Source organism: Paenibacillus sp. FSL H8-0104 (assembly GCF_038050215.1).
Classification (GTDB): domain Bacteria; phylum Bacillota; class Bacilli; order Paenibacillales; family Paenibacillaceae; genus Paenibacillus; species Paenibacillus amylolyticus.
The window spans coordinates 677,547-702,530 of the sequence record NZ_JBBOTC010000001.1 but is presented as its reverse complement, the minus strand read 5'-3'; the positions used below and the strand labels follow the sequence as shown (position 1 = coordinate 702,530).

Here is a 24,984-nt window from a genome sequence, read left to right as displayed (position 1 = left end):
TCCCCCACTTTAAATAGTAGATTGCCTTATATATCTTATATCTATATCGTATGTATCCATATTGTTTGTTAGCATTTCAGGAAAATCGACTTTATTCATTTAATGAGAAAAGTAATGGGAGACAACAGAAAAGCCGCTAGGATATAATCCAGCGGCTTTTCTGTGAATATGAAACGATATCTGTTCGACCTATAGTTGCTCCATCCACTCATTTTCAGAAATGACGGTAAATCCTTCTTGTCGCAGCAATGCTGAGGTGACACCTTCTCCAGTTACCTTGTGATTGGCAAACTTCCCATCATAGATCATCTGTGTACCACAGGACGGACTGAACTCCTTCAATACCACACACGATACATTCAATTTTTTGGCCCATTCGAGCGTCTGATAGGCTCCCTTAATATACAGCTTTGTGACGTCCTTGCCACTTTTCTCGATCACTTTTGCAGTGCCTGCCAGTACGTCCTTGCCCGTGCCACCGATAATTTCAGCCGGTTCCCGTGGAGTGGAGAATCCGCCAAGCAGCTCCGGACATACCATCTTAGCCTGCTCCTGCTCCACCAGCTCCTGAATTTTCTCATCCAGGCTCGCTGTTCCATTGTAACGGCAAGCTACCCCTGCCAGACATGAACTCACCAAATATTTCATCGTTATCTCCTTATACACATTCCATCTATGAAGTAAATTGTAACATATAAGATCAGCCCTATAACTCGCCTCTGGTAATCATCTTGATCCGTCCATCTTCCCTGTATTCAACCTGAAAAACATCCGTGCTCGACTCCAGTTCAAATGAGACGACTCCTAATTGCTCAGCATTTCTGTGAAGTTTATAAGCATCAAAATCAATGTTAAATATCTTCTTCACTATTGGCCCCACTTTTTCTCTAAGAAGAAACTCATCTATATTATATAATTTCTCATGATAAGCCTCCATCTCTTCAATGTTGCCTATTTCTTGTTGCTCATAGTGATTAGCATCCCCAACCGTATAACCCAAGCCTGCTTTTCCTTCGGTCATCTGTACAAAGTAGTTATCTTTAAAGGAAAAAAAGACTGTATCCTTACCGAGTTCATCATCTTTGCTTCGGCTTGCTCTTATCAGATCAAGATTGGCTTTACCAGACAGAGCCTCAATCGCGTTTCTGGCATCCGCCAGCGCCGCCTGGGATACTTGATCAGGTCTAAGGTCGCCTGTGATCGAGACAGCCTTGTCCTGCTGCCATACAATCTCCCCATAACCATCGCCAGTCTCATTCTCTAACGCTAATGTCGTATGCGATATTGGCTCCGACTCCCCTTGCTTCATACTCACAAAACGTTGGACTGATGCAGGTTTAAGCGTTGGAGTACTGCCTATACTTTGCAAAAGCGATGGAACTTGACGCAGATAACGGTGTTCCAGCTCGCTTGGCTGCATCTCACGTCTCATTCCTACTTCACGCAGATTTCCTGTTGTCGCATCGAGCCATATCTGTGCATACTCCTTCTCACTTTCATTTCCAGCCTCTACATATATTCTGCCGGACACAGGCAAGTCTTCCACTTTCATAATTTTCAGCTGTTTACCCAGATCATCTCGCATGGTAGTTGCAACATTTCTTTTCATTTTGTCGGTTAGCAGATTTGTGTTCAAACCATCGGATAACTGTAACGCTGCTGTCGGATAGACATGCTCGATCACGGGTTTCACCAGCTGTCCATCATCCCAGATCCATAGGAACAATCCAGCAGCAATAACCAACGCGCCCGTGCCGGCAACAAGAGGCCCTCTTCTAAGGCGACGCTTGTGTGACGCATTTTTCACTTGCGGTCTAAACGGCCTGGATGACCTGGATCTGCTCTCTGGCCTATCTCCCTTGCTTCCCTCTTCCGACTTCTTCATCCACTCCACCTGTTGAAGCACCTTTCGCTTGTGATCCTCTGTAAAAGGAGACGAAGCAAACGGTCCCTTCCGGATTTCCTTCTCCCATTGCTCATCCTTGTGTGTCATTTGCTTCGCTCCTCCCATTGTTTCCGTACCTTATCCTTACCTCGGGATAGTCTGGATTTTACTGTGCCTGAGCTGATTTTCAACATCTCAGCAATCTCACTCGTCGTAAGCTCATACTTCAGATTCAGCAAAAGAATCTCCCGAAACTTCTTTGGCAACGCCAGAACAATATCCCAGATTTCATGGATATGCTCCTTACGCATCACTTCCATCTCGGCCGAAGGATGTGCAGGCTGCTCTGCAATCATGACTCTTTGGTTCGAACCCCCATGCTCTGTCTCAATGGGTAACGTCTCTCCCCACAGACTGCTACGAAAAAATCTGGATTTTCGATATGTAAAAGTGGTGTTCCTAGTAATCGTCAACAGCCATGTTTTCAGTGAGCAATCTCCACGATAATGAGCGATCCCTGAGTACGCCCGAATAAATACCTCCTGTGACAATTCATCTGCCTGTTCGGCACTTTTGGTCAGAAAATAAGCGTAATTCCACACGTCATTTCCGTAGTCATCCATTATGCTACTAAGTGTGTAATTGTCTATGGTCTGAGCCTGTGCCAGTAATTGATCATCCAACTGTTGTTCACCTCACTTAATATGACTGAGTCTAATGTGATTTGGTTCCCTGTTTTGGACATTATTTCTTATTATTGTAGCAAAATAAAAAAACAGCATGTTCAACATCGCTGAACACGCTGATTCCTTCAAGTTTGCTTAGTTAGAAATCTCTATCAGAAAGCTTTTAAGCGAACGCTCCACTTCCTCAGTTTCTTTCTGCCCTCTGGTCTATCATATCATTTTCATCGTTATACTTTCACAGCAGCAATCATCAGAAACATCGGTCTTCGATTTTCGTCTCGCATGCCTGGAACCTGTTCGATCATCTCTGGTGATGGTTTGGATTCAGCCACCTTTTGAATAGCAAACCCTGCCTTAATCAGTTCATTGAGATGTGTTGCCAGAGTGCGATGATATTTAACCACATCCTGATTCAGAAAGTTCGCCACACGTTTCCCTTCATCATGGTAATCATCCACGGGCCAGTGAAGAATCTCACCTGTGGGTCCGTAATGCCAATCCTGCGCAGCACGAGCGGTGAAGATGGGATGTTCGGAAGATAGTACAAATGTGCCACCTTCTACGAGACAATCATTGATCTTAGCGTACACCGTGTCTAATCTTTCAATATAATGCAAGGCAAGTGAACTAATCACAATGTCGAATTGTCCCGGTGCAAAATCAATATCTTCAATCGCCAGCTGCTTGTACTGGATCTGCGGGTCGTCCGTCATTTCACGAGCACGCTGAAGCATATTTTCAGACAGATCTACACCGATCACTGAACTCGCTTGCTGCTCTCGCGCATACCGGCAGTGCCACCCAAAACCACATCCCAAATCCAGCACACGCTTGTCCTTCAAATCAGGCAAAAGAGTCTGCAGTTCATACCACTCCCCGGCTGCATCCAGCCCTTGAACGGAACGAGCCATCTTACTATAGTTGTCGAAAAACTCAGCTTCATCGTATTTATTTTGTTTCATCAAGAGATTCCTCCCGCCTTATAAATATCCACCTACTCTATCACATAAACGATATTTAAACGTAAAAGTTGCCAAGAGAATTCATGGCGTGTTATCATACAGAACGAACGTTCAGTATTATTATATACAGAATGAACATTCAGTTTACTAACGGAGGTCATTATGAATACGAATTGGACGCATCCATTGGAAGGGCAATCTGTAGGTAAAGCTTTTATAAGTTACCTCGTGCCTTCTGTATTGGGGATGCTGGTAGTTGCTTTTAATTTTATTATCGACGGCATTATGGTTGGACACAAACTGGGTTCTACCGCGATGGCCGGGATCGGCATTGCCTCACCTGTCTACACGCTCTTTGTTGCCATGTCGCTGTGGATTGGTATGGGCGGGGCAACGTTGTACTCCAACGCTATGGGTAGAAAAGATATCACATCAGCCAAACAAATTTTTACCAAATCCATTATGCTCATTATGTTAGTTACGGTAGCCATTGGTTATGTTGCATTTACATTCAAAGACAAACTGGTATACTCCCTCGGTGCAAACGCCGAGACCTTCCCGTTTGCTTCAGACTATATGAATATCATGTTATTGTTCGGGTTTGTTTTCACCATTGAGAATGCACTCTCTATCTTTGTACGAAACGATGGGAACCCCAACACATCCATGTACGCTCAGATTACGTTTGCTGTAGCCAATATCATCATCAATTATATAACACTGTATGTACTCGAATGGGGTGTACGCGGTGTGGCCCTCGGTACAATTGTATCGGCGTCTCTTGCGCTACTTGTCCTGTTTACTCATTTTTTCAAAAAAACAAATAATCTCACGTTCACCCGGTTCAAATGGAACAACAAACTGCTGGCTTCCCTTCTACTCATTGGTTTCCCCAGCTTTCTGGCTGAACTTGGCATGTCGGTCTTCTCTGTCTCTCACAATATCTCCATGGACCGCATTGCGGGTACGGATGGTGTAGCATCCTTTACCGTGTTGAACTATATTCATGGTGTGGTACTGTTAGCGTTCCTGGGTCTGGCGTCTGCTGCCCAACCTCTGATCAGTTATTATCATGGTGCGAAACAGATTAAACGGGTACAACAAACGATACGTTTAGCTACCAAAACGGCTCTGGCTTGCGGTCTACTATTACTGATTGTTGTTCAAATTGGTGCGCCTTATTTCGTGCAAATCTTTGGAAACTTCAGTACCGGCGTAACAGATAATGCCGTCTACGGATTACGTATATTTACATTTGCCTATGTGTTTATGGGTGTTAACTTTGTCATGAGCACCTATTTTCAATCTGTAGGCAATGCCAAAATGGCCATCTGGATTACAGCTGCGCGTGAAATGATCATCATGATTGCGTTGATTGCGATCCTCCCTTCATTCTTTGGTGTCACGGGTGTCTGGCTTGCCGTACCGCTGTCCGAAATGCTGGTTCTCGCAACCATAGCCCTGTACTATAGAAAACGATCCCTTACGGATCGAATACACGCGCTGCAGTCTGAATAACGTTAACAGGTAATAACAGCAACAGATAGAAGATCAATGGAACGTAGATAAAATGTAGGTAGACCTCATAAATAATCTAAAAAACTAATATACAAAGCCCTGCACGATCAATATAGATCGGTCAGGGCTTTTGTTTTATCCTAAATTTAGATGGAATTAGATACGTATATCAAATCGACCATTGCTGTCTGTCGTTGCGTTTGCAATCTCCTTAGGGGTAGCTACTCCCATTCCATTGGATGGTGGTTGGGCAGGTGGAGCCTCCTTCGTAGCAGTTGTACCAGCTCCTTGAGAGCTTTGCTGTGCAATCTGGTTCTCAATCTGTTTGATCTGCTGTTGAAGTTGTTTGGTCTTTGTCTCCTTAGTCTGTTCATCGTCCTTGCTGGATTGTACTTTCTCCAGCTGAGCCTCAAGCTTCGTCTTTTGTTTCTCCAAGCTGCTTGAATTGTCCGAACTCGAAGATGTCGATATGTATGATGTAGTGGAGCTGGCTGTAGAAGATATATTCATTATGATTTCTCCCCTCTTTACTTAGCTTCACTATACCCTATCCCACTGAAACGTACGTTAAATTCAACTGAAAGGTTGCTGAAGGAGCTAAGAATAAGAAGTCGAACAGATGGAAATATACCTACCAGCATTAATAGTCTGATCAATAATATTGGAAGTCTTCATATAAGTGAAGAATCTTAATTTCGTCTCATCTGTAAGTTAGTTGTTTGCCAGTGTAAAATAGTAAAACAAAAAGACACACTCGATATCATCAAGTGTGTCTTTATATTGCTTGGCGGCGTCCTACTCTCCCAGGACCCTGCGGTCCAAGTACCATCGGCGCTAGAGGGCTTAACGGTCGTGTTCGGGATGGGTACGTGTGGAACCCCTCCGCCATCGCCACCAAACGCATAGCTTAGCTTACATTTCAGAGATCGTTCTCTGAAAACTAGATTCGAAACGAAACATACGAATTATCACTTGCTATTGGATAAGCCCTCGACCGATTAGTACTGGTCAGCTCCATGCATTGCTGCACTTCCACCCCCAGCCTATCTACCTCGTCGTCTTCAAGGGGTCTTACATACTGGGAAATCTCATCTTGAGGGGGGCTTCACGCTTAGATGCTTTCAGCGTTTATCCCGTCCGTACATAGCTACCCAGCGGTGCTCCTGGCGGAACAACTGGTACACCAGCGGTACGTCCATCCCGGTCCTCTCGTACTAAGGACAGCTCCTCTCAAATTTCCTACGCCCACGACAGATAGGGACCGAACTGTCTCACGACGTTCTGAACCCAGCTCGCGTACCGCTTTAATGGGCGAACAGCCCAACCCTTGGGACCTACTTCAGCCCCAGGATGCGATGAGCCGACATCGAGGTGCCAAACCTCCCCGTCGATGTGGACTCTTGGGGGAGATAAGCCTGTTATCCCCAGGGTAGCTTTTATCCGTTGAGCGATGGCCCTTCCATGCGGTACCACCGGATCACTAAGCCCGACTTTCGTCCCTGCTCGACTTGTAGGTCTCGCAGTCAAGCTCCCTTATGCCTTTGCACTCTTCGAATGATTTCCAACCATTCTGAGGGAACCTTTGGGCGCCTCCGTTACTCTTTAGGAGGCGACCGCCCCAGTCAAACTGCCCACCTGACACTGTCCCCGCACCGGATTACGGTACCAGGTTAGAACCTAGATACGATCAGGGTGGTATCCCAACGTTGCCTCCACGCAAGCTGGCGCTCACGTTTCAAAGGCTCCCACCTATCCTGTACAGATCGTACCCAAATTCAATATCAAGCTGCAGTAAAGCTCCATGGGGTCTTTCCGTCTTGTCGCGGGTAACCTGCATCTTCACAGGTATTAAAATTTCACCGGATCTCTCGTTGAGACAGCGCCCAAGTCGTTACGCCATTCGTGCGGGTCAGAATTTACCTGACAAGGAATTTCGCTACCTTAGGACCGTTATAGTTACGGCCGCCGTTTACTGGGGCTTCGGTTCACAGCTTCGGATTGCTCCTAACCACTCCCCTTAACCTTCCAGCACCGGGCAGGCGTCAGCCCGTATACTTCGCCTTACGGCTTCGCACAGACCTGTGTTTTTGCTAAACAGTCGCTTGGGCCTTTTCACTGCGGCCCCCTCGTGCTATTCACACTACCGGGGCACCCCTTCTCCCGAAGTTACGGGGTCATTTTGCCGAGTTCCTTAACGAGAGTTCTTCCGCGCGCCTTAGAATACTCTTCTCGCCTACCTGTGTCGGTTTGCGGTACGGGCACCATCACCTGGCTAGAGGCTTTTCTTGGCAGTGTGAGATCATGACCTTCGCTACTATAATTTTCGCTCCCCATCACAGCTCAGCCTTACAATGTGCGGATTTGCCTACACATCAGCCTTACTGCTTAGACGGACATCCATCAGTCCGCGTCACTACCCTACTGCGTCCCCCCATTGCTCATAACGGCTTACGGTGGTACAGGAATTTCGACCTGTTGTCCTTCGACTACGCCTTTCGGCCTCGCCTTAGGTCCCGACTTACCCTGAGCGGACGAGCCTTCCTCAGGAACCCTTAGGCTTTCGGCGGATCAGATTCTCACTGATCTTTTCGTTACTCATACCGGCATTCTCACTTGTATAATGTCCAGCGCTCCTTACGGTACACCTTCAACCCTTATACAACGCTCCCCTACCCCTGATGCAAAGCATCAAGCCATAGCTTCGGTGGTGTGTTTAGCCCCGTTACATTTTCGGCGCAGAGTCACTCGACCAGTGAGCTATTACGCACTCTTTCAATGATGGCTGCTTCTAAGCCAACATCCTGGTTGTCTGTGCAACTCCACATCCTTTCCCACTTAACACACACTTGGGGACCTTAGCTGATGGTCTGGGCTGTTTCCCTTTTGACAATGGATCTTAGCACTCACTGTCTGACTCCCGGAAGTAAGTCTATGGCATTCGGAGTTTGACTGAGCTTGGTAACCCTTGCGGGCCCCGCACCCAATCAGTGCTCTACCTCCACGACTCTGTTTTCCGAGGCTAGCCCTAAAGCTATTTCGGGGAGAACCAGCTATCTCCGAGTTCGATTGGAATTTCTCCGCTACCCCCACCTCATCCCCGCATTTTTCAACATGCGTGGGTTCGGGCCTCCAGTGCGTGTTACCGCACCTTCACCCTGGACAGGGGTAGATCACCCGGTTTCGGGTCTACGTCCACGTACTCAGTCGCCCTATTCAGACTCGCTTTCGCTGCGGCTCCGGCTCTTCACCTTAACCTTGCACGGGAACGTAACTCGCCGGTTCATTCTACAAAAGGCACGCCATCACCCCTAAAACGGGCTCTGACTTTTTGTAAGCACACGGTTTCAGGTTCTATTTCACTCCCCTTCCGGGGTGCTTTTCACCTTTCCCTCACGGTACTGCTTCACTATCGGTCGCTAGGAAGTATTTAGCCTTGGCAGATGGTCCTGCCGGATTCATACGGGGTTTCACGTGCCCCGCACTACTCGGGATCCGTCTCGGAGGGAACCAACTTTCAACTACAGGGCTTTTACCTTCTTTGGCGGGCCTTTCCAGACCTCTTCGCTTAACCGGTTCCTTTGTAACTCCATGTGAGACGTCCCACAACCCCAAAGAGCAAGCTCTTTGGTTTGGGCTTCTCCGCGTTCGCTCGCCGCTACTGACGGAATCACTATTGTTTTCTCTTCCTCAGGGTACTTAGATGTTTCAGTTCCCCTGGTATGCCTCTACACAACCTATGTATTCAGTTGTGAGTAACTGGAAATTACCCCAGCTGGGTTTCCCCATTCGGACACCCCCGGATCAAAGCTTGCTTACAGCTCCCCGAGGCAGTTTCGTTGTTCGCCACGTCCTTCATCGGCTCCTAGCGCCTAGGCATCCTCCGTGTGCTCTTAGTAGCTTAACCTCGTGCTCCGGTTTCGACTGCTCGCTTCCCTTGGTTTGCTTGCGCAAAGCCAAAAGTCGCTCCCATTCGATACCATCGTACGTGCAATCTACCGTTTTTATTGAAACTTGTTTAACACAAGTTCAGCTAAAAAGGAATGTTCTAATTCGCGTTTGTTTCGTTTCGATATCTAGTTTTCAAAGAACAAGCTCCATGCAAAAGCAAGCTGTTTGAGAGTTTGAGCTCTCAAAACTGAGCAACGAGTGAGTGTTTTGCAGCTAAGCTGCATATTTGAATGTTTCCGTTGCAGGAAACGATTCTCCATAGAAAGGAGGTGATCCAGCCGCACCTTCCGATACGGCTACCTTGTTACGACTTCACCCCAATCATCTATCCCACCTTCGGCGGCTGGCTCCTTGCGGTTACCCCACCGACTTCGGGTGTTATAAACTCTCGTGGTGTGACGGGCGGTGTGTACAAGACCCGGGAACGTATTCACCGCGGCATGCTGATCCGCGATTACTAGCAATTCCGACTTCATGCAGGCGAGTTGCAGCCTGCAATCCGAACTGAGACCGGCTTTGTTGGGATTGGCTCCATCTCGCGATTTCGCAGCCCGTTGTACCGGCCATTGTAGTACGTGTGTAGCCCAGGTCATAAGGGGCATGATGATTTGACGTCATCCCCACCTTCCTCCGGTTTGTCACCGGCAGTCTATCTAGAGTGCCCACCCGAAGTGCTGGCAACTAAATATAAGGGTTGCGCTCGTTGCGGGACTTAACCCAACATCTCACGACACGAGCTGACGACAACCATGCACCACCTGTCTCCTCTGTCCCGAAGGAAAGATACATCTCTGCATCGATCAGAGGGATGTCAAGACCTGGTAAGGTTCTTCGCGTTGCTTCGAATTAAACCACATACTCCACTGCTTGTGCGGGTCCCCGTCAATTCCTTTGAGTTTCAGTCTTGCGACCGTACTCCCCAGGCGGAGTGCTTAATGTGTTAACTTCGGCACCAAGGGTATCGAAACCCCTAACACCTAGCACTCATCGTTTACGGCGTGGACTACCAGGGTATCTAATCCTGTTTGCTCCCCACGCTTTCGCGCCTCAGCGTCAGTTACAGCCCAGAGAGTCGCCTTCGCCACTGGTGTTCCTCCACATATCTACGCATTTCACCGCTACACGTGGAATTCCACTCTCCTCTTCTGCACTCAAGTCACCCAGTTTCCAGTGCGATCCGGGGTTGAGCCCCGGGATTAAACACCAGACTTAAATGACCGCCTGCGCGCGCTTTACGCCCAATAATTCCGGACAACGCTTGCCCCCTACGTATTACCGCGGCTGCTGGCACGTAGTTAGCCGGGGCTTTCTTCTCAGGTACCGTCACCTTGAGAGCAGTTACTCTCCCAAGCGTTCTTCCCTGGCAACAGAGCTTTACGATCCGAAAACCTTCATCACTCACGCGGCATTGCTCCGTCAGGCTTTCGCCCATTGCGGAAGATTCCCTACTGCTGCCTCCCGTAGGAGTCTGGGCCGTGTCTCAGTCCCAGTGTGGCCGATCACCCTCTCAGGTCGGCTACGCATCGTCGCCTTGGTGAGCCGTTACCTCACCAACTAGCTAATGCGCCGCAGGCCCATCCCCAAGTGACAGATTGCTCCGTCTTTCCAGTTTCCTTCAGGCGAAGAAAACAACTATTCGGTATTAGCTACCGTTTCCGGTAGTTGTCCCAAACTTGAGGGCAGGTTGCCTACGTGTTACTCACCCGTCCGCCGCTAACCATCAGAGAAGCAAGCTTCTCTTCAAGTCCGCTCGACTTGCATGTATTAGGCATGCCGCCAGCGTTCGTCCTGAGCCAGGATCAAACTCTCCAATAAAGTATTGAAAAGAGCGATAAGCTCATTTTGAATCTGACGAGATTAAAAATCTCATTTGTGCTCCAGTCGATTCAAGCCAAGGCTTGTCTCAAACTTTCGCGTTCATTCTGCAAGCAGAATGTTTACTCACTCGTTGTTCAGTTTTCAAAGATCAAACTTGTTTTCGTTACCGAATGTTGTTCTCTTCAGCAACTCTTATATAATATCATGTCCGAACCAACTTTGCAAGCTCTTTTTTTAAGTTTCTTTCGAAGCTTATTTCAATCGCTTGCCGCACCGTATATCTCGTGTTTTTTTGGCCGGAAATAGAGTATACCATGTAGAACACACACTTGTAAAGAGTTAATTTCAAAACTTATCAAATCCACGATCTAACCATATTAAGGACCTTCAATCTACCATGAACTCTTAGGTTCAATTTTATTATCCTGCAGCTTAATCTTCTTTATTTAAATCTATCTTTCTTCTATATATAAGAAGGCAACCCTCTCAACTCTTATATTCGAGACGAAAGGGTTACCTTCTATAGTAATCTATATTTATTTCCGTTCTACTTTATATCCTTTATCCTCAAGCAGTTTCACGATGCCGTGATCGCCCAAGTAGTGTGCCGCACCAACAACAATGAAATACTCCTCACCTTTGCCGTTTTTCAAGTAACCATCGATTTTGTCCGCCATACCAATGTTACGATCAACCAGCATTGCTTTGTTATATTCCTCGTTAGTGGAGAAGCTGTTTGTCAGTTCAAGCAGTTGCTCGTCATTACCCGTTTTCCACATCTCAGCCATTTCTTTCACACTGTTATCCAACACGTCGAAGTTTTCGATTGTCGCTTTCAGTGTTTCCTCTTGTGTTTCTTTGGAAAAGTCGTTAAACATGCCAAGTTGAGATTGATAACTCTCCAGCTCGATAACTGGAAGTTTGCGCTCGATCGCTTTCTGGATGAAATACAGATCCACTCCTGCTGACGCTTCGTATCCTGCCGTTGTGGACTTCAAACTTGCAAGTGTGCTCTCTACTACCCAAGGCTTAAATGCATCCAAGGCGTTAGACTCCAGACCATTTTTCTTCAATACATCACCCAGCTTAGTATACGTTTCACTGGAGATGTGATCTTTCAGTGTTGTTCCATCTTGATACGAACCCAGACTTAGAACCAGCTTTTGCTGCTCTTCATCAGCGGCTTTGCTAATATCAATCTCTACCCCGAGATAGTCAGCTTCCGCAAAGGCTTCTTCAAACTCCGGACGCAATGGATAGAAGCTCTCATCCGCAATATGCATGGACCCTACCAGATAGACCGTGTTGCCATTGCTTTCAACTTCCCACATGAAGCCACGTCCACCGGTTTGCGCAGTTTCAGTTGCTCCACCTTTGGATACCAGTAGCACGGTGCGCGTTGCAGCATCCCAGCGAACTTCATAACCCGCTGCATCACCGACGATGCGGATTGGCGCATACGTTACACCGTTGATACGTGTAAGCTTGCTTTTGAGTGTAATCGTTTTGCCATCTACTACAGCCGTGATCGTATCATCTGTCGCAGTTGTTAGCTTCACATCCATAGCTTCCAGCGTAGTCCGCAGTGGAACTAATGTTGTACCTTTCTCCAGGATCGGCGCTCCTGTAGCATATTTCACAGCTTCGTCATTAACCTTGACGGAAGTTCCTTGTGGAGCAGCCATAGCTGGTACTGCAGATGCGAGCAACCCTACCGAGATTGTAAGAGATAAGAGCATGCGTTTCCAATTCTTCATATTATGTATCCTCCTTTAAGGAATATAGTTGCCAATCCATTTTTTAATAGAATAGACATACTTAGATACTACGGTTAAAGATGGGAATTGGTGCCACTCCGCAAACGGAGCAGCACTTTCTCCCTTCATTACTCTCATTAGATAAGAAACAATAAAAACGAAACCGTCGTATAGGTTTAATGCTAGATATTCGCAAAATCCAAGCTATGCCAAGATAAATAGATACTGATCAGAGCCAGGAAAAAGAATGCTATAGAAACCTTCGGATTGCCCCACAGCTTCACTCCATATGCGACGAAGAAAATAGCGATAGCTAATTTAGAGATGCTTTGGTAGTTGCCCTGCTCTGAAAAGGCTGAACTGCTAAATACAATTGAAAGTAGTAGTGTAGTCAGGATCGATCAATGCTTTAAACCACAGATTTTCCCTCAAAAACTGTATATAGAACCCTTTTAACTGCTGCATGATCATCGACCCTCTCCTGAACTCGATTTAATATGACCACCGACACAGCACACCACTTGTCATAATTAGTGAGAAAAAGTCATCAATAAAGCTTATCTATCAGGACATATTTTCATGATAAGTAGGAAAAAGCGCAAAACTCATTTTGCATCTTCATATATGATAATGTATACGGATTTTTTCGATATTTTATCTTAATTATACATAGCAAAAAGACCACTATCTAGTATTAGATAACAGTCTCATTTTAGAATACTTTATTCATTTAAATTAAAATCATTCCGTCTTCTATTCTTCTACAGAAACATAAATACTTAATGGTATGCGAATTGCCGCTATCTCAAAACCAGTTAGAATCATAATCCAGTGATCTTTCCTTCCCTTCTTTCTCTAGTAATATGTTCAGGAAAACATCAAGCAGCTCCTATCAGCTTGAGTACAACTAAAAATATTGCTGGGATAATCGAATTGATGGAATTAAATATTCAGTGAACGATGATATTCGACCATATATTTCTGATAGCTCCTTCTAAAGTAAGTAGAAGCTGGATCCTTATTCTTGCTGCTTCATTCGGAAAGAATCTCACAATTTTTGTGCTTCGGCATGTAGTTGTCATGATTCATCCTCTGGTATAGAGTCTAACTAATCTTCTTGCACATTTCGGTACAGTTTATCTAATATCATTTTTAACTGATTTAATTCATCGTGTTCCAAACCTCGTGTAACATAGTCATGCGCGTTTTTAACTGTTAACAACAGCTTTCCTTTAACTTCTTGACCTTTAGAGGACAAATATAAATAATGTGAGCGCTTATCCTGATCATGAACAATACGTCGAACCATGCCCTTGCGTTCTAAAGAATGTATCATTCTCACTACCGTTGTTTGATCCCGATCGATGGCCTCCGCCAGCTCTTTTTGAGTCATAGCTTTATCTATATCAAGACAGGAGATAATGCTCCACTGCTCCGGTGTCACCTTGTAGGGCTTTAATTGTTTCGTAAAATAGTTTGTAAGCTTAACATCTGTACGATGGATCAAGAAGCCGGTAATATTATATAAGTCCATTGTAGTACCCTCATTTATCATTTTCTTAAATCAAATATAGTCGATCTCTCAAAGGTTACACATGAAATCCGTCAAAAATTCGTTAATTTCGTTTAGAAAAAATGATACATGGATACAATCAAGCTAAGTATGAACAAAATGAGTGCTGGAATGGCCTTCTGAATCGGATCTTTAGCTAAGACTATTAAAGTAAGCGCTCCAGCAAGCATTGTTCCGGCTAGAAGCGAACCAGCTAAAATTGCTGCGACAGGCATCCAGATGCCAACGATCATACCAGCTGCCCCCACAATCTCGAACGAACCAGTCAAAACATTAAAGAACGATGGCAGTCCAAAACGTTTAAACTCATTGGCCATTTTACCGGAAATAATTTTGCTTCCTGTAAAAAGGAAAAAACCACCTAATAGAACCTGTAAAACTGTGATAAAAATGAACATATCTACCCCTCTTTCATAAATTTATGCATATGAATTTAATATATGCTATAGCATGTATTTTGTTTGAAATTTTATATATTGTCAACCCTAAAATAAAGGTTTATAGATTATAGCCCTCTTATGTCCTTTTAATTTTTCTTAGATTATCGTTCCAAAGGAAGCTTTCTTTTTCACATATCGTTAATATTTTTAGCATGGATAATTCAATTTCTGTTCTTTGTTGAACTGTGGTAAATTTCTCTGTAATCAGCCAATTAAAAGCCTATGCTTCTTACTTTCAATAAATTTAGTAACAAACAAAGGTAATTTACTTAACTTATTGTCAATTCGACCTACGGAATGTAATTTAGCTTGTTTATACAAAAATCAACCATCCCAAATTAAATATAACTTCTAAGTAATTATTCGTTCTTGACTGTTTGTATCGAACATAATTAAACAACATGTAGCGCGTTCAACATTAAATTGGCCACCAATGGCTGCAAGCTAATTTCAAAAAGAGATATGCATATTTATGGATAAATATGCATATCTCGCTAATTATGACAACACACAACACCTTCAAACACTCAACCTAGATCTTATATGCCTTCATGGCTTTAAACAATTCCTTAAAGGTTGGGCGTTTACCGTACATCAACACACCTGTGCGATAGATTTTGGCTGCAAGCCATCCGAAGATGATAATGGATAAAATAAGAATCGCTAAGGACGTTAGAATTTCCCAAGTTGGCGCAACTCCTGCGCCGATTCGTACCAGAATCGCGGTCGGCGACGTGAATGGAATGAAGCTTGCGATTTTCAACAACAGAATGTTCGGCGTAGAAATACTGAAGATGGCAATATAGAAGGAAACAAGCGACAACATCGTAATCGGCAGAACAGCCTGACCGAGTTCTTCAGTACGGCTTACCATTGAACCAATGGCAGCAAACAACACGGCATACAGGAAGTAACCCAGAATGTAGAATATGAGTCCGTACACAATAACCGCAATATTCACATCACTTACACTCATATTGAAATCACCTAATACTGCACGGTTATGCGGCAACAAGATATTTCCGGCAACCACCGCTCCGAAGATCCCGATTTGCAGCATCCCCACCATGAAAATCCCGATGATTTTACCAAACATCTGACTGAGCGGTGATACACTCGTAATCAGAATCTCCATAATACGTGAGCTCTTCTCAGCTGTGATCTCAGAGGCAATCATGTTACCTGTCATCATCGTTGAGGTAAACAGCAGGATGATCAGCAAGTACACCACAATATAGTTAATCGGGCTCATTTTACCTTCAGACTCAGTACCTGCTCCGCTCTCATCTGTACTCAAACTTTGCTCAGTGAGCTTCACAGGTGTTGTAATCAGTTCCTTCTGCTCCGCTGTGAGTACATCCTTCACAACCACATCCAGCTTCACACTCTGCAACGCTGCTTCAATGGATGCAATGATCTGAGGTGATACGTCTTCTGCTGAATATAGAATGGGCTGCGGGAACTCTTGCCCGGAAACAGCTTCAAACTTCAGATAACCATCGGTAAGCCCAGCTTCCGCATCTGCTTTAAGGGCCGCCTCATCCTTGTCTCCACTGGCAATGAATCGATAGGCCTGATCTCCTTGAGCCGCAGAGAAGCTCTCCAGTTTCTCGGAAACTTTAGGCTGCCCTGTACTCAGAAGACCAATATTTACAGGATTACTGCTTGAAGCTCCACCAATGGAACCCCCGTTGAATAAGGTAATGAAATACGGAACATTGAGTCCGATTGAAATTAAAAGTGCAAGTACAATGGTCGTTACCATGAATGATTTCGTTTTAACTTTGTTTTTAAATGTAAAACCCGTAATCGTTCCCATTTTATTCATTCGACTCACCTACCTCACGAATAAAGATTTGGTTAAGCGTTGGTTCCTTCAGTTCAAAGTGTTCCACTGTCGTCTGAGTCATAGCTGTTCTCAGAATCTCTTGAGCCGCTTCCACCTGACTAATATGTATCAGGTAACCACGCTCATTCCGCTCGACTTTCTTCACACCAGGCAACTGTTCAAGTCCTTCCACACTACCAATCGTACCCAGGAATACCTGTTCACGCGGATACCGGCTCTTGATCTCCTTGATCTCTCCTTGTACCACCGTGTTGGAACGATGCAGAATGGTGATCTGACGACACAACTCTTCAACGTGCTCCATACGGTGTGTTGAGAACAGAATGGCCGTGCCTTCGTCTCGCAATTCTTTGACGGTGGACTTGAGTAATTCCACATTCACAGGATCCAGTCCACTGAACGCTTCATCCAGAATGAGAATCTGCGGTCTATGCACTACAGCCGCGATAAAGCCCATTTTCTGCTGATTACCCTTGGATAACTCCTCGATCTTCTTATCGTAATACTCAGGTACCTCAAACCGGTTCAGCCAGTACTTGAGGCTCTGATCTGCGTCCTTACCATTCATGCCACGAAGTCGTGCCAGGTAATTAATCTGTTCGCTGACTTTCACCTTCGGGTACAATCCGCGCTCTTCCGGAAGATAACCCATAATCTGTTGCAGCTCCGTATTATAGGGCTTGCCGTTGTACAGGATATTCCCTCCGTCCGGGTGAATCAGTCCAAGCACCATACGCATTGTTGTTGTTTTACCTGCACCATTGGCTCCGAGCAGTCCGTAAATCTCCCCCTCTTTTACATTGAGCGTGACTCCATTAACGGCTGTTTTGTCTGCATATTGCTTGACGACTTGCTTCAATTCCAATCGGTTCATCATTTATCGTCTCCCTTCGGTTATTTCCACTGTACGGGTGCATACCCGGCAATCCAGAATGCCAGCACTTCATCCAATTCCAAGTTACGGATTCTCAATACCCGGTTATTGGACAGCTCCAGCCTCTCCTGCGCCTCGCTGACCCGGGTTGTAATTACGCGAACCAGACCTCCCTCTTCTATAGAAGATTCCACAACACCAGGAATACTTTCTGGCCTTAAATCTCCTTCATACCAGACTTCTTTCCACTGATCGAGCACCATATCTTTCTCGGCCATCCCCAGTGACTGACCACGGTGCATCAATACGATGTAATCCGCAAGCCTTTTGACTTCGTCTGCAATATGTGTGGCAATCAGAATCGTGGTGTCTCCCCCCGCCATGAAGGTACGGAACTGCTCAACCATCACTTTCCAGGCAAAGGGGTCCAATCCTGATGAAGGCTCATCCAAAAGCAATAGTCTTGGGCGAGCTGCAATTGCAGCTGCAATCTCAAATTTCCGCCTTTCTCCCTTGGACATCTTGTTCAGCTTCACATCAACAGGTACTTCCATATCCTGAATCAGTTGATCGAACAACTTCATATCCCAACGTGGGTACCAGTACGCCCGGAAATGGGCCGCTTCTTGTGCTGTTATCCGGTTCTCTTCTGAACCAGCGTTATCTGCCACAAAACCAATCTGTTGTCTCAGTTCAATAGGAAGTGGCCCATCATGTTCCTGACCAAACCATATAATCTGCCCAGCATCTGGCAGCACCACTTGCTGTAACATGTTAAGAAGGGTGCTTTTGCCTGAACCGTTGTGACCGAGAATAGCCACTATATACCCTTCCGGGATGGTCAGATCAATTGGGCCGATAACTCTGCGTTTTCGCATTTTGGATACGCCGTTCAACTGGATTGCTATGGGTTCCACGTATGAATCACTCCCTTACTTCACGTAAATAGCCTTCAGGACTTCCCGGAATAGGCTCTCCATCTCTTCTTCCGTACAGCCTACCGATTTCCCGGACTGCACCGCTGCCTGCATCGCTTCCTGTGCGGCCTTTAATCTATAATTTTCTCTGTCACCGGCTTCTACCTGGGCCACAAATGTACCTGTCCCCTGCTTCGTACGAAGCAAGCCTTCATTCTCCAGATCCTGATAGACCCGTCTAACCGTAATAACACTGCAATTCAGTGCTCCGGCGAACTCACGAATGGACGGCAAATGTGTTCCCTCCCCCAACTGACCCGTAATAATTAACGATCTTAACTGATTTTCAATTTGGTGGTATAAAGGTTCAGCGCTATTTTCATTAATTTGAATGGGTATTTTCACATCTTGCACCTCGCCCTCCGGTACACTCCAGTCTGTTACCTGACCGTGCCGGTTTCATCCTGTATTCGTACATAAGCTCAATTCTCATTTTAATTCAAATCCCGATGAACCAGCTTCTTCAGCGTAAAACGACTAGACAGCCATAATCCCGCTACGCCAGCCACCAGAGAAATCCACATGATCGGGGAAAGCAGCCCCCATGATTTACTTCCATCCATTACAATCCGCAATCCGTAACTGCCTGATATTCGAATCAGTATGGATATGCCAATGGCGAATGGTATAAAAAGCATACTGAGAAGCAAGTATTTCTTGCCACTGTTCAGAAACTCTCCGTAAATATAGAACCCTGTTACCAAAAGGCCATAACCTGTACAGGTAAGGCTAAAGGCCAGATACTGATCCCATCGGAATCCTTCGGCATGAAGATTAACCACGTATAACGATCCGTAGAAAAAGATTCCATTGTACGTAAACGCCATCAGAGACTGCTGTAGCCTGGACCACATCACCACTTGTTCAGGAATGGGAATTCTACGATAGTAGGCCAGCATCTGCGTATAAGAATCTTCCTGTATGTAACGGAAGGAGCGCCTGCAGAACATAAACCCTTGAAATGGCAACATGATTAAAAAGAAGGAATCCACTACTGGATTAATAATATCTGTCTGTTGTTGTCCTAAAAACATCACACCGCTCATACCACCAGTGTATATCATGAATAATGCAGACCATAGCCATTGGAGCCTATCCTTACTCATCTGGCTGCGGGTCAACCACCACGCCTGCTTCCATTCGTTCATATGCATGCCTGCCTTTCACCTGTCATTCACTCATGTTGCTTACTGTGATTACTGTATATATCAATATACACAGTATACAGACCTATTTCTCATCCCGTCAACCCCTAATTTTCCTGAATCAGGAAGACGGGATGGGACACAGTACGAATTTACGTTAAAATAAATTATAGTAACGAATCATAGAAAGGAAGGTTACAGCTATGGATTGGCTGGTAGAGATCGGATTTGTCCTCCTTTTCCTTATCGTCGTAATCTGGTTGGTCCTCCGGGATGAGCCTCATCGTCATTCTGCCAAAAAAGGCAGACACCGCATCCGCCGTAACAACGGTTATACCGACTCTGCTTCGGGATATCCGGTCATTATGGGAGATGACTCCTACGATCGACATGCCAAACACACATCGGATCACAAACATCATGAGTCGGATTCTTCATCAGACACACATTCTCATCATAACAGCGATAGTGGTAGCAGCAATGACAGCAGTGGGGATAGTGGCGGCGGAGACAGTGGGGGTGGCGGGGATTAAACATCATTTCCCAATCACAAAAGAAGGGCTGTACCTGTTATTGTGTAAACACAATTCGGGTACAGCCCTTTGCCGCTCTCTAGCACCTGTTAGAAGAAGAGGCCTTACGATTAAACGAGGTTATAGCCACTAGGCAGACTGCGATCCCTGCGGATTGCGCGAATCTGAGCCAGCGTTAACCGTTGATTGGTGGAGATCAGGGATTCCACGTCATTGCCACGGATCAGATCATCCAAATCTCTCAAGTTGGTGTTGCCTCGGAAGACTCGGAATCCACCTTGGAAGTTAGGACGTGTAAACACAACCAGTGTTGCATTGGAACTTGTTGAGAAAAAGCGCAGGCTCTCCACCCCATCCAAAATATTGTCCAGGTTACGAAGACCCGTGTTGCCACGATAGATGCGGCTTCTCCCTCTGTAGTTCTCTTCTGAATACACGGTAAGACGTGGATACGTCTGACTGACGTTGACTGTTTTTTTCATTTTGTTTCCCCCTCTCGAACTCATTCTATGAATGAATGAGAGAGGAAGCGTGGACGAATGATCTGCTAGATTCGTCCATTTTCATATTTTCAGAAGAGAGTAGTGACGCACGCCCGAGTAACCGGAGGTTATATCTCTACTTTTATACGCCGAGGATAACTTCCCATACCGGACGTGTATGACCACCAGGATATAAGAGATATAGAAGAACATACACAACAACACCTGTTAGCGCTGACCCGAACCAGATCATGGACGTGAACTTACCCCAGCGGCGATGTTTTCCGAACTTCTTTTTGAACCCCAGCACCAGTGTGGAGATGCCAAATATCGCTGCCACGGTAGCCAGGATAATATGAAAGATCAGAAATATCCGATAAAAGATCTCCAGATCCGGGTCCCCGCCCCAAGCTGTATTACCCACGAACACTGTACGAGACATATAGATCACAAAGAAGATTAGAGCTGCAATCGCACCTGCTACCATGGCGGACTGATGAGCCTCACGTTTACCCCGAATAATCAGTACCCATCCAATCCCCACCAGTACTGCACTAATCACAATGAAAGAAGTACTGATCGTTGGTAGCCAAAAATACATATCCATCGTGTGTTCCCCCTCTTGTCAGAACATTACTTCATTATTTGGCAGCCGGATTGAGCGGCCCCCCTGCGCCTCCTGCAGGATAAGAATCATCATCATCTTCCTGCTTCTCTTTCCGATACCATTGGAAAAAGACATAGGCTAACATCGAGGCGAAGATTCCTTCCTGAATAAACTTCATTACAATGCCACCGACCTGCTGATCTTCCTTCGCGGAAGACAGGAAGTTGAAGAACGCAGGCCCACCGAATGAGCGAAGTAACGCCGTAGAATCTCCAGACACACAATACCGCATGGCTTCAGCCCATACTGCCGGGTTGCTGTACGTCTGATACAACGGCTCGGACGCAAAAATAATCAATCCACACGCAGGCGTAAGCAGTACCATATTCAGAAAAATAAAACCGATCTTGGATAACCCCGATGCTTGTCTGCCTTCTGGCAACGGATTCAGCAATGTCCACCACATGAGCATCGAGGTGATGAACAGTGCAATATAATACAACCGGTGAACGGTAAAATTCAGCATGACGTAATCATGTACAATCGGTAGGTGATACAGCGAGAACAGCCCGTTAAAGAGCACTGCCGCAACGATCGGATGAGCCAGGAACGATAGCTGGCGTGTAGGCAACCAGCGTACGATTCTGCGCCATACCCAGATCGGCAAACCTTTCATCATCAGCGGCGGAGCTACCAGATAGGAGAACGCCATACTTACCATGTGGAAGCTAAACATCACGTGACCAAGCAGATTAAAGGGTCCAGCTTGAGCCAGATACAGGACAAACAGCCCTGTAATAAACATGATTTTCTGTGCAGCAGTCGCAGGTTCGGCATCCTTTATTTGCTCACTTAACGGTCCCACAAGTACCAGATAAGCCGCAGCAATGATCAGAAATAAAGCCAATATAAGCGGACTCCATAAATCGTTGAAGCTAAAATATTGCAACCCGAGCATACGGGAAACCTCCCCGTGACCTGATTTGGTTGTTGCCTTCATTACTTTGTGAAGATTCATTCGCCAAAAAGGGGAAAAGACGGCGGCATTGCGCCGCCGCCATCTCTTTTACCACCAGACCCAATAGAGTGCCATAATGATGCACGTAAAGGCTACGAAAAAGCCAAAGGCCATGAACAGAATCGGCATCAAGTGCCCTTTGTCCTTCAAGTGCATCCAATAACCCAATTGAACGAATACTTGAAGAATAGCCATGACGAGCAAAATAATAATGATAAAGGTTGTGTTGACCCCTCCGGCAGAAGCAGCCGCAAACGCAATCAGCGTAAGAATAATGGAGAAGATAAACACCACGACGTGTTTCTGTGGCCCTTCCGTCCGGTGACGGTGTTTCACAGGCTGTTGATCTGTCTTATCCTGTGCCGACATGTGCTACCCCACCTTTCCGAGCAGGTACACGACCGTAAAGATGAACACCCATACCACGTCAATAAAGTGCCAGTACATTGCGGAGACGTATACTTTAGGTGCGGTTACGACCGTCAATCCTTTTTTGAACAGCTGACCGATAATGATTCCGATCCACACAATACCAAAAGCAACGTGGGCTCCGTGGAACCCGACCAGTGTATAGAATGCTGAACTGAATGCACTCGTGGTCATGCCAAACTCTTTATGTTTCACATACTCGTAGAACTCGTAAATTTCCAGTGCGAGAAATCCCATACCCAGTACTACCGTGATGCCAAGCCACAACGCCAGTGCATCTCGCTTGCCCTTATGCATGGCCTGAATCGCAAATACACTTGTCAAACTACTGACCAAGAGAATGAACGTTGCGGCGGCCACAAGTGGCAGGTGGAACAGTTCATTCGCCGTAGGTCCATCATTGGTTTGGCCACGAAGAGCCAGGAAGGTAGCAAAGAGTGTACCGAACAGTACCGTCTCGCCGCCAAGGAACAACCAGAAGGCGATAAGCTTGTTACGGCCTTCCAGCGTTGCTTTCTCCGGTTCATGCGGCAATTTGTCGTTCACCGGTTCGGCATGTGAGGTTGTCATGTTCTAGCCCCCTTCTCATCCTGATCCTCCGGTTCAATATGCCAGCCATGATCATCATAAAGTGAACGAAGTGCCATTGCACCAAATGTGATTACGAGACCAATAATAACTACAATATAATTGTTGAAAATGACATTCATAAATGCATTACCAAATTCATCATTGCTGAACATCAAGCCAAGTCCGGCGATAAAGATACCTACTGACATTACAAACGGCAACGGCGTTGCTGAAGGCATATGAATCGAACCTACAGGTTCTGCCGGTGTCATCTCCGTATGTCCTGCCATTTTTTCCTTCCAATATGCATCAATTCCGCGTACCAGCGGCGTCTGCTTGAAATTATATTCCGGCGGCGGAGATGGAATAGACCATTCCAGTGTACGGCCGTCTTCCCACGGATCGTTTGGCGCGCCAGCCGGTTTTTTCATTGTGATCACGATGTTCACGAGGAACATGATAACCCCAACACCCATTAGAAACGCACCGACGGAGCTGACCAGATTGAGCAGGTCAAAGTCCTGATTCGGCAAGTATGTAACGATCCGGCGCTGCATCCCCATCAGACCGAGGAAATGCTGTACAAAGAACGTTAATTGGAAACCGATCATAAATGTCCAGAACGTCCATTTGCCCAGTGTTTCGCTGAGAATACGTCCGAACATCTTCGGCCACCAGTAATGCAGTCCCGAGAACAATCCAAGTACGAGTCCCCCTACAATAACGTAGTGGAAGTGAGCTACAACAAAGTACGTATCATGGAACTGGAAGTCTGCCGGAGCAGATGCCAGCATAACGCCTGTAACACCACCCATAACGAAGGTTGGGACGAATCCAACAGCAAACAGGTTTGCCGCTGTAAAACGGATCTGTCCACCCCACATCGTAAAGAGCCAGTTAAAGATTTTGATCCCGGTAGGTACGGCAATCAACATCGTGGAGATGGAGAAAAGCGCGTTGGCTACATTACCCAGACCTGTTGTAAACATGTGATGCGCCCATACCATGAAGCCCAGGAAGGCAATCAGGATGGTGGCAAATACCATGGAGCTATATCCGAACAACCGTTTACGCGAGAAGGTCGGGATAACCTCCGAGATAATACCAAATGCCGGCAGAATCAGAATGTATACTTCCGGGTGCCCGAAGATCCAGAAGATGTGCTGCCAGAGTACCGGGTTACCGCCACCTGCGACATCGAAGAAATTCGCTCCCAGTATACGGTCAAACGTCAAAAGTACAAGCCCTACCGTGATGGCAGGAAAAGCAAAAAGGATAATGGCAGATGTAATAAATGTCGTCCATGTAAACATCGGCATCCGCATGTAGGACATGCCTGGAGCACGCATTGTAATAATTGTTGCGAGAAAGTTAATGCCCCCGATGAGCGTTCCCAGACCCGCGATCTGAAGACCGATGGTGTAGAAATCCACACCATGAGTTCCACTGTACTCACTGCCCGAAAGCGGGGTATATGAGGTCCAGCCCGCATCCGGTGCTCCGCCCATAACCCAGCTCAGGTTCAGCAACAATCCACCAAACAGGAATGTCCAGAAACCCAACGCGTTAAGAAACGGGAAAGCAACGTCCCGCGCCCCGATCTGCAAAGGCACGACAGCATTCATAATGGCAAAAATAAGTGGCATGACACCAAGGAAAATCATCGTTGTTCCATGCATTGTAATCAATTCGTTGAAGACCTGTGCCGATACAAAATCATTCATAGGCTTCATCAGTTGAATCCGAATCAAAATGGCTTCAATGCCGCCGATTCCAAAGAAAAATCCACCCGCAACCAAATAGAGAATGGCGATTTTTTTGTGATCGACGGTGGTGATCCAATCCATCAAGCCCCTGTACCTCTTGACGCTATGCGCATGAGCCAAGGTTGTGTACCCCCTTCTTCGTCCTTG

General features: G+C 46.1%; 21 protein-coding genes and 3 rRNA genes. 2 read left to right on the top strand and 22 right to left on the bottom strand.

Going from position 1 to position 24,984, the window contains the following annotated elements:
* Positions 1–189: 189 nt before the first annotated feature.
* The 4 genes from NST38_RS03265 to NST38_RS03250 form a co-directional block, all read right to left on the bottom strand.
* Complete coding sequence (locus tag NST38_RS03265) at positions 190–648, bottom strand: DUF523 domain-containing protein (protein WP_076254787.1); 459 nt, start codon at positions 646–648, stop codon at positions 190–192.
* Between the two features lie 58 nt (positions 649–706).
* Entirely contained in the window at positions 707–1,993 is a 1,287-nt protein-coding gene (locus tag NST38_RS03260; protein ID WP_076254789.1) for a hypothetical protein, read from the bottom strand.
* Positions 1,990–2,568: an RNA polymerase sigma factor gene (locus tag NST38_RS03255; protein WP_076254791.1), complete on the bottom strand. Its 579-nt coding sequence runs from the start codon at positions 2,566–2,568 to the stop codon at positions 1,990–1,992. Before NST38_RS03255 ends, NST38_RS03260 begins: the two co-directional genes overlap by 4 nt.
* A gap of 230 nt (positions 2,569–2,798) precedes the next feature.
* Positions 2,799–3,533: a class I SAM-dependent methyltransferase gene (locus NST38_RS03250; protein WP_076254794.1), complete on the bottom strand. Its 735-nt coding sequence runs from the start codon at positions 3,531–3,533 to the stop codon at positions 2,799–2,801.
* A gap of 162 nt (positions 3,534–3,695) precedes the next feature.
* Between NST38_RS03250 and NST38_RS03245 the strand changes: the two genes are divergently transcribed.
* Entirely contained in the window at positions 3,696–5,051 is a 1,356-nt protein-coding gene (locus NST38_RS03245) for an MATE family efflux transporter (RefSeq protein ID WP_076254796.1), read from the top strand.
* Positions 5,052–5,207: 156 nt separating this feature from the next.
* Here the strand turns inward: NST38_RS03245 and NST38_RS03240 are convergent, their stop codons facing one another.
* From NST38_RS03240 to NST38_RS03185, 12 genes are all read right to left on the bottom strand, one after another.
* Entirely contained in the window at positions 5,208–5,561 is a 354-nt protein-coding gene (locus tag NST38_RS03240; protein ID WP_076254798.1) for a FlxA-like family protein, read from the bottom strand.
* Positions 5,562–5,833: 272 nt separating this feature from the next.
* Positions 5,834–5,950, bottom strand: a 5S ribosomal RNA gene (gene rrf, locus NST38_RS03235).
* A gap of 79 nt (positions 5,951–6,029) precedes the next feature.
* A 23S ribosomal RNA gene (locus NST38_RS03230) occupies positions 6,030–8,955 on the bottom strand.
* Positions 8,956–9,261: 306 nt separating this feature from the next.
* A 16S ribosomal RNA gene (locus NST38_RS03225) occupies positions 9,262–10,814 on the bottom strand.
* The 16S, 23S and 5S rRNA genes sit together here, the layout of an rRNA operon.
* Before the next feature lie 539 nt (positions 10,815–11,353).
* On the bottom strand, positions 11,354–12,574 hold the full coding sequence (locus NST38_RS03220) for a TraB/GumN family protein (RefSeq protein WP_076254704.1): 1,221 nt from the start codon (positions 12,572–12,574) through the stop codon (positions 11,354–11,356).
* A gap of 1,108 nt (positions 12,575–13,682) precedes the next feature.
* Positions 13,683–14,108 carry a MarR family winged helix-turn-helix transcriptional regulator gene (locus NST38_RS03215; RefSeq protein WP_076254702.1) on the bottom strand — a complete coding sequence of 142 codons (426 nt, stop codon included), beginning with the start codon at positions 14,106–14,108 and terminating at the stop codon, positions 13,683–13,685.
* Positions 14,109–14,200: 92 nt separating this feature from the next.
* Positions 14,201–14,545, bottom strand: a complete 345-nt coding sequence (locus NST38_RS03210) for a DoxX family protein (RefSeq protein ID WP_076254700.1) — start codon at positions 14,543–14,545, stop codon at positions 14,201–14,203.
* 574 nt (positions 14,546–15,119) lie between these two features.
* Complete coding sequence (locus NST38_RS03205; protein WP_076254698.1) at positions 15,120–16,415, bottom strand: ABC transporter permease; 1,296 nt, start codon at positions 16,413–16,415, stop codon at positions 15,120–15,122.
* Complete coding sequence (locus NST38_RS03200; protein WP_036613228.1) at positions 16,408–17,310, bottom strand: ABC transporter ATP-binding protein; 903 nt, start codon at positions 17,308–17,310, stop codon at positions 16,408–16,410. Before NST38_RS03200 ends, NST38_RS03205 begins: the two co-directional genes overlap by 8 nt.
* Before the next feature lie 20 nt (positions 17,311–17,330).
* Positions 17,331–18,227, bottom strand: coding sequence for an ATP-binding cassette domain-containing protein (locus tag NST38_RS03195; protein ID WP_047840261.1), 897 nt, complete (start codon positions 18,225–18,227; stop codon positions 17,331–17,333).
* A 15-nt stretch (positions 18,228–18,242) separates the two neighbouring features.
* Positions 18,243–18,632 (bottom strand): GntR family transcriptional regulator, encoded by a 390-nt coding sequence (locus NST38_RS03190; protein ID WP_036613231.1) that lies wholly within the window; start codon positions 18,630–18,632, stop codon positions 18,243–18,245.
* Between the two features lie 89 nt (positions 18,633–18,721).
* Positions 18,722–19,435: a hypothetical protein gene (locus NST38_RS03185; RefSeq protein ID WP_047840453.1), complete on the bottom strand. Its 714-nt coding sequence runs from the start codon at positions 19,433–19,435 to the stop codon at positions 18,722–18,724.
* A 200-nt stretch (positions 19,436–19,635) separates the two neighbouring features.
* Between NST38_RS03185 and NST38_RS03180 the strand changes: the two genes are divergently transcribed.
* Positions 19,636–19,965, top strand: a complete 330-nt coding sequence (locus tag NST38_RS03180) for a hypothetical protein (RefSeq protein WP_076254697.1) — start codon at positions 19,636–19,638, stop codon at positions 19,963–19,965.
* 110 nt (positions 19,966–20,075) lie between these two features.
* On the opposite strand, the gene NST38_RS03175 is transcribed toward NST38_RS03180, so the two are convergent.
* From NST38_RS03175 to ctaD, 6 genes are all read right to left on the bottom strand, one after another.
* Positions 20,076–20,447: a hypothetical protein gene (locus NST38_RS03175; RefSeq protein WP_036613171.1), complete on the bottom strand. Its 372-nt coding sequence runs from the start codon at positions 20,445–20,447 to the stop codon at positions 20,076–20,078.
* A 142-nt stretch (positions 20,448–20,589) separates the two neighbouring features.
* On the bottom strand, positions 20,590–21,054 hold the full coding sequence (locus NST38_RS03170) for a DUF420 domain-containing protein (RefSeq protein ID WP_074093349.1): 465 nt from the start codon (positions 21,052–21,054) through the stop codon (positions 20,590–20,592).
* 34 nt (positions 21,055–21,088) lie between these two features.
* On the bottom strand, positions 21,089–22,012 hold the full coding sequence (gene ctaG / locus NST38_RS03165) for a cytochrome c oxidase assembly factor CtaG (RefSeq protein WP_076254695.1): 924 nt from the start codon (positions 22,010–22,012) through the stop codon (positions 21,089–21,091).
* 108 nt (positions 22,013–22,120) lie between these two features.
* Positions 22,121–22,441 (bottom strand): cytochrome C oxidase subunit IV family protein, encoded by a 321-nt coding sequence (locus NST38_RS03160; protein ID WP_036613178.1) that lies wholly within the window; start codon positions 22,439–22,441, stop codon positions 22,121–22,123.
* 3 nt (positions 22,442–22,444) lie between these two features.
* Positions 22,445–23,071 carry a cytochrome c oxidase subunit 3 gene (locus NST38_RS03155; RefSeq protein ID WP_047840264.1) on the bottom strand — a complete coding sequence of 209 codons (627 nt, stop codon included), beginning with the start codon at positions 23,069–23,071 and terminating at the stop codon, positions 22,445–22,447.
* Entirely contained in the window at positions 23,068–24,918 is a 1,851-nt protein-coding gene (ctaD, locus tag NST38_RS03150; RefSeq protein ID WP_370511460.1) for a cytochrome c oxidase subunit I, read from the bottom strand. The genes NST38_RS03155 and ctaD overlap by 4 nt, the downstream gene beginning before the upstream one ends.
* Positions 24,919–24,984 lie beyond the last annotated feature (66 nt).